The sequence below is a fragment of the Hyphomonas sp. genome, assembly GCF_016125515.1.
GTDB lineage: Bacteria > Pseudomonadota > Alphaproteobacteria > Caulobacterales > Hyphomonadaceae > Hyphomonas.
In genome coordinates this window covers 1-10707 of sequence record NZ_WGLO01000017.1, presented here as the reverse complement: position 1 = coordinate 10707, position 10707 = coordinate 1, and the positions used below count along the sequence as shown (strand labels likewise).

The 10707-nt window shown below is 62.3% G+C and carries 12 protein-coding genes; 8 read left to right on the top strand and 4 right to left on the bottom strand.

Annotated features, from left to right (window positions below):
* Window positions 1-6: 6 nt before the first annotated feature.
* The 4 genes from GC148_RS12870 to GC148_RS12855 all read right to left on the bottom strand — a co-directional run bounded on the left by GC148_RS12870 (window position 7) and on the right by GC148_RS12855 (window position 2552).
* Complete coding sequence (locus GC148_RS12870; protein ID WP_291071265.1) at window positions 7-390, bottom strand: response regulator; 384 nt, start codon at window positions 388-390, stop codon at window positions 7-9.
* Window positions 391-461: 71 nt separating this feature from the next.
* Window positions 462-1088, bottom strand: coding sequence for a response regulator (locus GC148_RS12865; RefSeq protein ID WP_291071263.1), 627 nt, complete (start codon window positions 1086-1088; stop codon window positions 462-464).
* Window positions 1088-2233 carry a PAS domain-containing sensor histidine kinase gene (locus GC148_RS12860; protein ID WP_291071261.1) on the bottom strand — a complete coding sequence of 382 codons (1146 nt, stop codon included), beginning with the start codon at window positions 2231-2233 and terminating at the stop codon, window positions 1088-1090. Before GC148_RS12860 ends, GC148_RS12865 begins: the two co-directional genes overlap by 1 nt.
* Before the next feature lie 43 nt (window positions 2234-2276).
* On the bottom strand, window positions 2277-2552 hold the full coding sequence (locus GC148_RS12855) for a hypothetical protein (protein WP_291071259.1): 276 nt from the start codon (window positions 2550-2552) through the stop codon (window positions 2277-2279).
* Window positions 2553-2694: 142 nt separating this feature from the next.
* Between GC148_RS12855 and ccoN the strand changes: the two genes are divergently transcribed.
* From ccoN to ccoS, 8 genes are read left to right on the top strand one after another with little or no spacing between them, the layout of a single operon-like run.
* Window positions 2695-4371, top strand: a complete 1677-nt coding sequence (gene ccoN, locus GC148_RS12850) for a cytochrome-c oxidase, cbb3-type subunit I (protein WP_291071257.1) — start codon at window positions 2695-2697, stop codon at window positions 4369-4371.
* A gap of 11 nt (window positions 4372-4382) precedes the next feature.
* Window positions 4383-5150, top strand: a complete 768-nt coding sequence (gene ccoO / locus GC148_RS12845; RefSeq protein WP_291071255.1) for a cytochrome-c oxidase, cbb3-type subunit II — start codon at window positions 4383-4385, stop codon at window positions 5148-5150.
* Between the two features lie 11 nt (window positions 5151-5161).
* Complete coding sequence (locus GC148_RS12840) at window positions 5162-5323, top strand: cbb3-type cytochrome c oxidase subunit 3 (protein ID WP_291071254.1); 162 nt, start codon at window positions 5162-5164, stop codon at window positions 5321-5323.
* Entirely contained in the window at window positions 5316-6203 is an 888-nt protein-coding gene (gene ccoP / locus GC148_RS12835) for a cytochrome-c oxidase, cbb3-type subunit III (protein ID WP_291071252.1), read from the top strand. The genes GC148_RS12840 and ccoP overlap by 8 nt, the downstream gene beginning before the upstream one ends.
* Window positions 6203-7669: a cytochrome c oxidase accessory protein CcoG gene (gene ccoG, locus GC148_RS12830; RefSeq protein ID WP_291071250.1), complete on the top strand. Its 1467-nt coding sequence runs from the start codon at window positions 6203-6205 to the stop codon at window positions 7667-7669. Before ccoP ends, ccoG begins: the two co-directional genes overlap by 1 nt.
* Window positions 7670-7671: 2 nt before the next feature.
* Window positions 7672-8193 carry a FixH family protein gene (locus tag GC148_RS12825; RefSeq protein ID WP_291071249.1) on the top strand — a complete coding sequence of 174 codons (522 nt, stop codon included), beginning with the start codon at window positions 7672-7674 and terminating at the stop codon, window positions 8191-8193.
* Window positions 8190-10406 carry a heavy metal translocating P-type ATPase gene (locus tag GC148_RS12820; protein WP_291071247.1) on the top strand — a complete coding sequence of 739 codons (2217 nt, stop codon included), beginning with the start codon at window positions 8190-8192 and terminating at the stop codon, window positions 10404-10406. The genes GC148_RS12825 and GC148_RS12820 overlap by 4 nt, the downstream gene beginning before the upstream one ends.
* Window positions 10403-10591, top strand: coding sequence for a cbb3-type cytochrome oxidase assembly protein CcoS (gene ccoS, locus GC148_RS12815; protein ID WP_291071245.1), 189 nt, complete (start codon window positions 10403-10405; stop codon window positions 10589-10591). The genes GC148_RS12820 and ccoS overlap by 4 nt, the downstream gene beginning before the upstream one ends.
* The last annotated feature ends 116 nt before the right edge of the window (window positions 10592-10707 follow it).

Genomic DNA, 10707 nt, shown 5'->3' with positions numbered 1-10707 from the left:
GGGATGTCAGCCGAGGATTCTGTCCAGCACGTCGGCGAGGGAGGTCTCCAGCATCGGCTTGCGCACGAAAGCCACGAACCCGGCTTTCAGCGACCTTGCGTCGAGCGTGCCCGAATCCCAACCCGAAATCAGGATGGCCGGCGACTCGTAGCCGCTGCCTCTGATCTGCGCGAGCACTCCGAAGCCATCGAGATCGTCCAGTTTGAAGTCGATCACGAAGCAATCATAGTCGACGTCCACCATACCCGCGAACAGGTCCGACGCACTGGCATAGGTATCGACCAGAAATCCGCGCCGCCCAAGCAATAGCCGCAGCGACAGACGCACGGCCTCGCTGTCGTCAACGACGGCAACACGACGAATGGGTTCAACAGAAGCAGGTAAAGCCATATGGATGCGCCGAATTTACATCGATGCGCCATCTAGGGCGATTTGCCCCATCGAATCTCTAGGTAGAGTTCCTAGGGCGTTGCCGAAAGACCGTAACCTGCTGCAAATGCGATGCGCAGCACGGTGGACAGGTTCGCGGCGTCCATCTTTTCCATCAGGTTTGCGCGGTGGATCTCGACCGTGCGCGGCGAGATATCCAGCGATTCGGCAATCACCTTGTTGGTATGCCCTTCCACGAGCCCCAGCAGCACATCGCGCTCGCGTGCCGTGAGCCGCTCAATCAGTCCGCGCGCTTCCTCGGCGAGGACCTCTTCCTTGCGGCGCGCCTCCATGCGTTCGAACGCGCGGGTCAGAGCATCCACAAGGGTCTGTTTGGCATAAGGTTTTTCGACGAAATCGGTCGCGCCGGCTTTCATCGCACGGACAGCCACCGCCACATCGCCATGCCCGGTCAGCACGATGACCGGCATCGCCACGCCGCGTTGGTTCAGGACTTCCTGCACCTCAAGACCGTCCATGCCGGGCATCTGCACGTCCAGCAGGATGCAGCCACGCTCGGCCTCCCCGACGGCTTCGAGGAAAGCGACCCCGTCGGTATAGGTCTTCACGCGAAAGCCCGCATGGCGCAGCATGAAGCTTGCCGAATGCCGGATAGCCTCGTCGTCGTCTACTAAGTGGACCAAACGTGCGTCGTTCATCAATCCGTATTATCCAATTCCTGCCGAAGCGTGAACCGAAAACACGACCCGCCCCGGGGCGGCGAAACCACGCGGATGGTTCCGCCATGGGCTTCAACGATGGTCTGACAGATCGACAACCCAAGGCCCATGCCCTGTGATTTGGTCGTCGCGAACGGCTTGAACACGGTCTGCTTCATTTCCGGTGGCAGGCCGGGCCCATTGTCGCAGACCTCGATCGCGACAAAGCCCGGCTCGTCCGCCAGGAAGGCCCGCAGCTGGATGGCGCCGTCCGGCTGGTCGGCGAGGGCGTCCATGGCATTGCGGATGAGGTTGATGACGACCTGCTGGATCTGGATCGGATCCGCCAGCACCCGGTCAATTCCCTTCGCGATCTCGACTTTGACCGGCATGTCGGCACGGTCGCGGGAGATCTTGGACAGCGCAATTGCGTCCGCAAGAATCGGCGCGAGCGACACCGGATGCGCATCGACCTCTCCGCGAGAAACGTAGGAGCGCAGCTTTCGAACGATTTCGCCGGCACGCACGGCCTGCACGGCCGCTTCGGACAAAGCTTCGCGCAGGATTTCCTTCATGTCGGGATCAGGCGAATCGATCAGGTCCCGGCTCGCTTCGAGATAGTTCGCGACCGCCGTCAGCGGCTGGTTAAGTTCGTGCGCCAGGGCCGATGCCATGGTGCCGACGGCGCTGAGCCGCGAGAAATGCACCAGCTCCGACTGCATTTCCTGCATCCGCAATTCAGCGCTCTGCTGTTCAGTGAGATCCCGGATAAAGGCGGTGAAGAGGTGGCGATCTCCAATCCGCGCTTCGCCGATTTTCAGGTCGATGGGAAAATTCGCCCCATCCGCCCGCGCCGCAATGACCACGCGGCCTTTGCCGATGATCTGGCGTTCGCCCGTCTGAAGGTAGGTCTTGATGTACGTATCGTGATTTGTCCGGTCTCGGCCTGTCATCAGGCGCGCAACCGGCTGGCCCGTCATATCAGCGGCGAGGTAGCCGAAGAGTTTTTCGGCCGCCCGGCTGAAAGCCAGGATCGTCCCTTCCTCGTCGGTCACGACCATCGCATCGGGCACAGAATCAAGAATCGACTCAAAATGAAGCTGGAGTGCGGATGCATCCAGCTTTTCAAGCGATGTCTTGTCCATTTCGAGCGGCACCTCCGGCGCGTTCTTCACTGCCCGGACAATCTCAGCGGCGCAAGGCCGCGTCAGATACGTGACGGCCGGCCATCTGCGCCGCCGCAACCACAATCATCGCCGCACCGATTGCCATGGCATAGCAGCCCCAACAGTGACCTGCTGAGGCCAGCGCATCGATATGGAACGCGCCGCTTGATCCAGCAGTCTGCCCGCCGCAGCGAAATGCCAGATAGTCCTCAAGTGTCGGCGTCCGGTTCAGATGGAATGCAAACCGCACACTCCCGGCAACAAGCAAGGCCAAGCCCGATATCATCCATTTCCACATGACTGCGCTCCTTGGAAGTTCGCCGCAGGAATAGTGCGGGTGCGACAGGCCAGCCCATAGGTACATCCCCCTATACAGGGCTCGCCCCCCCTACGGCAGTTAGCGATCAATGTCGCCAACACGACTCGCGAAGGGCTGATCCATGAGCGCACATACTACTGCAAACCAACGAACGGGCTGGGGCTTCAGCGTCGGCACTGTAAGTCTACTCGTCGGCGCGGTCTCTCTGGCCGTGCTGCTGATCGCAGCGAACGCTACCGATCCCATGATGGCCGCACACGCCTGGATATTCTTTTTCCTGACTGTGTCCGGCCTTCTGATCACGGGCTTCTGGGCGGGCTCGCTCCAGAAGCGCGATCCTTTTGATCCAGCTTTCTACGAAGATACGATCGTCAAGTTCGGCGTTGCCGCCGCCATGTTCTGGGGCATCGCCGGGTTCCTCGTCGGGCTGATTATCGCGCTTCAGCTGACCTTCCCGAACCTGCTCTATTTCCCGGACTTCGGATGGACCAATTTCGGGCGTCTGCGTCCGCTGCACACCTCGGCCGTGATCTTCGCGTTCGGCGGCAACGTTCTCATTGCGACCAGCTTCTATGTCGTCCAGCGCACGTGCCGCACACGTCTTGCCGGCGGTCTGTGGCCCTGGTTCGTCTTCTGGGGTTACAACCTGTTCATCGTCATCGCAGGCACAGGCTACCTTCTGGGCGTGACCCAATCGAAGGAATATGCCGAACCGGAATGGTACGCTGACCTCTGGCTGACCATCGTCTGGGTCGTCTACCTCCTCGTGTTCCTCGGCACGCTGTGGAAACGCAAGGAACCCCACATCTATGTGGCCAACTGGTTCTACCTCTCCTTCATCGTCACCATTGCGATGCTGCACATCGTCAACAACCTGGCCATTCCGGTTTCGCTGACCGGCTCCAAGAGCTATCAGCTGTTCGCCGGCGTGCAGGATGCACTGACGCAGTGGTGGTACGGCCACAACGCCGTGGGCTTCTTCCTGACCACCGGCTTCCTGGCCATCATGTACTACTTCATCCCGAAACGCGTGAACCGCCCGGTCTATTCCTACCGGCTGTCCATCGTGCACTTCTGGTCGCTGATCTTCATCTACATCTGGGCCGGCCCGCACCACCTGCACTACACCGCCCTGCCGCAATGGGCTCAAACGCTCGGCATGGTATTCTCGGTGATGCTGTGGATGCCCAGCTGGGGCGGCATGATCAACGGCGTCATGACCCTTTCGGGCGCTTGGGACAAGCTGCGCACCGACCCGGTCGTCCGCATGATGATCGTCGCACTTGCCTTCTACGGCATGTCGACCTTCGAAGGCCCCCTGATGAGTGTTCGTGCGGTCAACTCGCTATCGCACTACACCGAATGGGGCATCGCCCACGTCCACTCCGGCTCGATGGGCTGGGTCGGCTTCATCAGCTTCGGCGCGCTGTACTGCCTCGTGCCGTGGCTCTGGAAACGCCCCGCGCTCTACTCGAAGTCGCTTGTTGAATGGCACTTCTGGCTCGCGACGCTCGGCATCCTCTTCTACATCGTTGCGATGTACGTGGCCGGCATCATGGAAGGCTTCATGTGGCGCGCCTACAACGAGTTCGGCTTCCTCGAGTACTCTTTCATCGAAACCGTCAAGGCCAAGCACATCATGTACATGGTCCGGGCCGGAGGTGGCCTGCTCTACCTGACCGGCGCTCTGCTGATGGCTTACAACCTCATCCGCACGGCGATGGGTCATGGTGAAGCGCGCAGCACCGCGACCGATGAGACCTCCACCCCTAACCCTGCCCTTCAGCCTGCTGAATAAGGAGCACTGACATGGCTTTCATGAAACGGCACGAAACGCTTGAGCGTCACTCGCTGCTCCTCACCATCGGTATCCTCGTCGTCGTGGCGATCGGCGGCCTGGTCGAAATTGCGCCCCTCTTCTATCTCGACAACACGATCGAGAAAGTCCAGGGGATGCGCCCCTACACGCCGCTCGAACTGAAGGGCCGAAACATCTACATGCGTGAGGGCTGCTATGTCTGCCACTCGCAGATGGTGCGCCCGCTCCGGGACGAAGTGGAACGCTACGGCCATTACTCTCTGGCCGCCGAGAGCATGTACGACCACCCCTTCCAATGGGGCTCCAAACGGACGGGGCCAGACCTCGCCCGCGTCGGAGGCAAGTACTCGGATGAATGGCACGTCGATCACCTCACAGAGCCGAAATCGGTGGTGCCGGACTCGGTCATGCCGCCCTACGCCTTCCTCAAGAAGAAGAAGCTGCGCTTTGATGACATCGAGGACCATCTGAAGACCCTTCGGATGGCGGGGGTGCCTTACACGGACGACATGATCGCGAACGCCAAGGCCGACCTGGTCGCCCAAGCCTCGCCCGGCGCCGACTATGACGCTGAAGACGCGCTCGTCGCGCGGTATGAGGCCGCGTCGGGCCGCCAAGGTTCGGTGAAAGTCTCCGACTTTGACCGCAACCCGGGCGAACCTACCGAGATGGATGCGTTGATCGCGTATCTTCAGATGACGGGCACGCTGGTCGATTTCTCGACCTACGAAGCCGATGACCTGAACAACAGGCGCTGAGGGAACCCACCATGTACGAAACACTCGCAAGCTTCGCACAGACCTGGGGTCTTGGCCTCTTCGTCCTGATGTTCTCGGTCGCAGTGGCTTACGCCCTCTGGCCCGGCAACCGGGAGACATTCCGGGAAGCCGCCCACCAACCCCTCACTGAGAAGGCACCGTCCGATGACTGACCATAAACCGGACATCGATGAAGTATCTGGCGTTGAAACCACCGGCCACAGCTGGGATGGAATCAAGGAACTCAATACGCCCCTTCCGCGCTGGTGGCTGTTCGTGCTGTACAGCACGATCGTCTGGGCCGTGATCTACATGATCTTCATGCCCGCCATTCCCGCCCTTCCTGGCATGGGTGGCACCAACACGCCGGGCCTGCGCCACCATTCCGACCGCGCGCTCGTCGCTCAGGACATCGACAAGCTGCACGCCGACCGCAAGGCCGCCTCGACCAAACTGCTCGGCGCTTCGCTCACCCAGATTGAGAACGACCTGGAACTGCAGCAATTCGCTCTGGCCATGGGCGAAAGCGCCTTCGGCGACAACTGCGCCACCTGCCATGGTGCGGGCGGTCGCGGCGCCAAGGGCTATCCTGTCCTGGCCGACGACGTCTGGCTCTGGGACGGTACACTGGGCGGGATCGAGACCACGCTCCGTCATGGCATCCGTCACACCGAAGATCCGCTGACCCGGATGAACGCCATGCCGGCTTTCGGCCGGGATGGCCTTTTGACCGGCAACCAGATTGATGATCTGGTGCAGTATGTTCTCAACGTCTCGGGCCGCGAGGCGGACGCCGCAGCGGTGAGCCGCGCCGCCCCGATCTTCGCGCAGCAATGCGTCGTCTGTCACGGCGCAGACGCCAAGGGCAACCGCGCCCTGGGCGCACCCAACCTGACCGACCGCGACTGGCTGTTCGGCGGTGAACCCCGCGACATCCAGCAAACCATCTTCAACGCAAGGAACGCACACATGCCGGCCTGGCAGGGCCGCCTGGATGACGCAACGATCAAGTCGCTGGCCGTCTACGTGCACTCCCTTGGTGGAGGCGAATAGTGACGAAAGTCACCTTGATCTCATCGAAAGAAGGTGGCGCTCCGGGTCCGGAGCGTCACCCTTCCCTGTATGAGAAGCGTCACCAGATTTATCCGAAACTGGCCCATGGCAAGTTCCGGATGGTCAAATGGCTGGTGATGGCCGCGACCCTGACGGTCTATTACGCAATCCCCTGGCTGCGCTGGCCGCGCGGCGACGGGATCCCGGATCAGGCCGTGCTGGCCGATTTCGAGGGCGAAAAATTCTACTTCTTCTTCCTTGAGATCTGGCCGCAGGAGATCTACTTCCTGGGCGGGTTGCTGATCCTGGGAGCGCTGGGCCTGTTCCTGGTCACGTCCCTCTTCGGGCGCGTCTGGTGCGGCTATACTTGCCCGCAAACGGTATGGACGGACCTGTACATTTGGGTCGAGCGCGCCTTCGAAGGCGACCGCGCCGCGCGCATGCGTCTCGACAAGAGCTCATGGACCTTCAACAAGGCCTCGCGGAAGATTGGCAAGCATGCAGTCTGGCTGCTCATCGCCTTCCTGACGGGCGGCGCTTTCATCCTCTACTGGCATGATGCGCCCACCATCGCCCGCACCTTCTTCAAGGGCGAGTCCCCGCTCACGGCTTATTTCTTCGCCGGCGTGTTGACCTTCACGACCTATGCTCTGGCGGGAACCATGCGCGAGCAGGTCTGCACCTATCTCTGCCCCTGGCCCCGCATCCAGGGCGCGTTGACCGACGAACACGCGCTGAACGTCACTTACCGCTACGACCGCGGCGAACCGCGCGGGCCTCACCGCAAGGGTGAACCGTGGGAAGGCCGCGGCGACTGCATCGACTGCAATCAGTGCGTCCAGGTCTGCCCGATGGGAATCGACATCCGCGATGGGGCGCAACTGGAGTGCATTCACTGCGCGCTCTGCATCGACGCGTGCGACGACATGATGCGCAAGGTCGGCCGACCGACCGGTCTGATTGCCTACGATACCGACAAGGCCGTCAGCCTGCGCGTCGCTGGCGAGAAGCCGCGTTATCACCTGTTCCGCACCCGGACCGTGCTCTACGCCGTCCTGATCGCGCTCATCGGATCGCTCCTGCTTTGGGCCTATGCGTCCAAGTCGACCTATGAGTTCAACGTGCTCAAGGACCGCTCGCCGCCCTATATCCAGTTGTCGGATGGCCGCATCCGCAACGGCTATACGCTCAAGATCGTCAACAAGAATTCGGATCCGTCTTCTGTTACCGTGTCTGTGTCTGGCCTGGATGATGCCGAATTTGAAATTGTTGGCATCGGCGAGGCTCCGGCCAACGGTACGCTCGACATCGAGACCCAAGCCTATGGCGTTGGGCGCTACCGCTTGCTCGTCACAGTTCCGGAGAACGAAAGTGAGCGACGTGGCACGCTCACGGTCGAGATCAAAGACACCCAGACGGGTGAAATCGCCCGGGCCGATGCCCCCTTCTCCATGGGAGACCGCTGACCATGACCGCCTTATCCCCTGCCGTCCCGAAGCCGCCCAAAGGCACCCTGAAAGGCTGGCACGCCCTGATGTGGTTTGGGGGTTTCTTCGGCTTCATGTTCGTTGTGAATGGCATCTTCCTTTGGACCGCCATTACCACCTTCCCCGGCGAGGACGTGGACAAGTCCTATCTCGCCGGTGTTGACTACAATCAGGAACTCGCCCGCCGGGCTTACCAGTCCGAACAAGGCTGGCACGCGGAGGTCGGCGTCGAGCCCGCCGGCGCGGCGTCCGAGCTCCGGGTCCGCCTGCTGAACCGCGCGGATGCGCCGCTCGCCGCCGAAACGGTGTCGGTGACGCTTCGCCACCCGGCAGACCGCAACCTCGATCAGGTGGTCGAGCTGACCGCAATAGGCGGCAGTGAGTATGTTGGCGCCCTGTCCGGTCTGGAGGCCGGAACATGGACCGCGCGGGTCGAGGCTGATATTGATCCCGAGAAGGACGGCTTCGAGTTCGAAGCCCGCAAGCAGCTCGAAATTCAATGACCGACGCAGCGTTCAGCGCAGAGGGATGCCCGAGCGGCCTCGCCCCACCCAGCGGATCAGACGTAACGGACCCGGCGCCGTTCGTCCGCCGGGTTGGCGGTCAGAACCGCCTGTCACTGTCTGTGCGCGGCGCCAAATGCGGCGGCTGCATGTCCAAGATCGAGGGGGCGCTGACCAAGCTGCCGGGCGTTGACGCGGTTCGCCTCAACCTGTCCTCTGGACAGCTCGACATCAGCTGGCGCGGCGATCTTGCCGCGCGGCGTATCTCTGAAACCGTCAGCGCACTCGGCTACGGTGTCGCGCCGCTGGACACCGGCAAGGGCGACGACGCCAACCGGAAGGACGAACAATCACTGCTGCTGGCGATGGGTGTCGCCGGTTTCGCCACCGCCAACATCATGCTTCTGTCTGTCTCGGTTTGGGGCGGTCATGGCGAGATGGGCGAGGCGACTCGCCGAGGCCTCCATGCCCTCTCTGGCTTGATCGCCCTGCCGACGCTCCTTTTCTCCGGCCGCCCCTTCTTCCGCTCCGCATGGAACGTGCTGAAACACGCCCGTACGAACATGGACGTGCCGATCTCGCTCGCCCTGATCCTGGCGTTCGGCGTCAGCGTCGCCGAAACGATCTCGGGCGGCGAGCACGCCTATTTCGACGCGGCGTGCATGTTGCTGTTCTTCCTGCTGATCGGACGTTTCCTGGATGCCCGCGTGCGCCGTCGTGCCTATTCCGCAGCGCGCGATCTCGCCGCCCTGTCGAACCGCACGGTCACACGATTGGGCGCCAACGGCACGCCGATACCAGCGCGCGCCGAAGATGTGCGGCCCGGCGACCGTATCCTGCTGGCGCCGGGAGAGCGCGCTGTTGTGGACATGGTCATCGAAGAGGGAACATCCGAAGTCGATGAGAGCCTGGTCTCCGGCGAAAGCCTGCCACGCTGCGCGGCGCCGGGCTCACAAATGCTCGCGGGCGCGATCAACCTGACCCACACGCTGACCGGCCGCGCGACCGCCGCGGCGGCCGACTCCCTTCTGTCCGACATCGGCCGGATGCTTGATGCAGGCGAACAGAAACGGTCGACCTATCGCCGGATCGCCGACCGGGCAGTGACGTTCTATGTGCCCTTTGTTCATTCTGCGGCCCTGCTCACGTTCCTAGGCTGGTGGCTCACCGGAACCGGCGTGCGCGAAGCCATCCTGATCGCGGTCTCGACCCTGATCATCACCTGCCCCTGCGCGCTCGCACTGGCCGCCCCGGTGGTGCAGGTCGTCGCAGCCGGCCGTCTGTTCCGCAGCGGTATTTTCCTGCGCTCTGGCGATGCGCTCGAGCGCATAGCGGCGTGCGACCATATTGTGTTCGACAAGACCGGAACGCTCACGCTCGGCACACCGCGCCTTTCATCCACCAACGTCGATCCGGCCATTCTTGCTGACGCCGCCCGTCTTGCACGCGCGAGCCGTCATCCCCTCTCCCGCGCGCTGACCGCCCTTGCAGGCCCCGGCCCGGTTGCCCGCGACGTGCAAGAACGTCCAGGCCTCGGCCTCGAAGCGGAGATCGACGGCACCATGTGCCGGCTCGGCTCCGCGGAATGGACCGGAGCGCGCGCTTCGGGACACACCGGCGCCTCCTTGTTCTTCGTGCGTGGCAACGAATTGCCCGTCGAGTTGCGTTTTGAAGACGATATCCAACCCGGCGCAGACGCGACTATCGTGCAGCTTCAGCGACTGGGCCTTTCTTTCGAGATCGTCTCGGGCGACCACACCAGCGCAGTCGAGGAGACCGCGCGGCGGCTGGGCGTCGAGCATTGGACGGCAGCGGCGTCTCCGCAGGCCAAGGTCGAGCGGCTACGCGCCCTCGAATCGGCGGGCCGGCGCGTGCTGATGGTGGGTGATGGTCTGAATGATGCCGGCGCGTTGGCGCTGTCACATGCATCGGCAGCGCCAGGCGGCGCGCTGGACATCAGTCAGTCCGCGTCTGACGCCGTGTACTCGAACGGCCTCGCATCGCTGCCCGTGTTGATCCGCACCGCACGGCGCGCACGCTCCGCCATGCTGCAGAATTTCGGCTTTGCGGCAGCCTACAATCTTGTGGCCGTTCCGATTGCCGTGCTGGGCCACGCTACACCACTTGTCGCCGCAATCGCCATGTCCACCTCCTCAACCATCGTCTGCCTCAACGCCCTGCGCCTCAACGTCAAAGAAAAGGTGGCCGCATGACCGGACTCGTCTTGCTCATCCCGATCGCATTGCTCATGGGGCTTACCGGCCTCGTGGCCTTCTTCTGGGCGGTTCGCACGGGTCAATTCGACGACCCCGAAGGGTCGGCGGTTCGCATCCTGATCTCGCCGGACGAACCCTTGGCTGATACTTCCGCTGGGCTGTTGATTTCTGCTGAGAACTGACCCGGGGTTTCCATCGAGAACTGACCCGCCTTTAGACTATCTTTCGAGTTTCATTTGCGGGTCAAGACGATGCCTTCTCCTTTTTCGATTTCGGCTTCTGCGCCGAGCTATTCTTG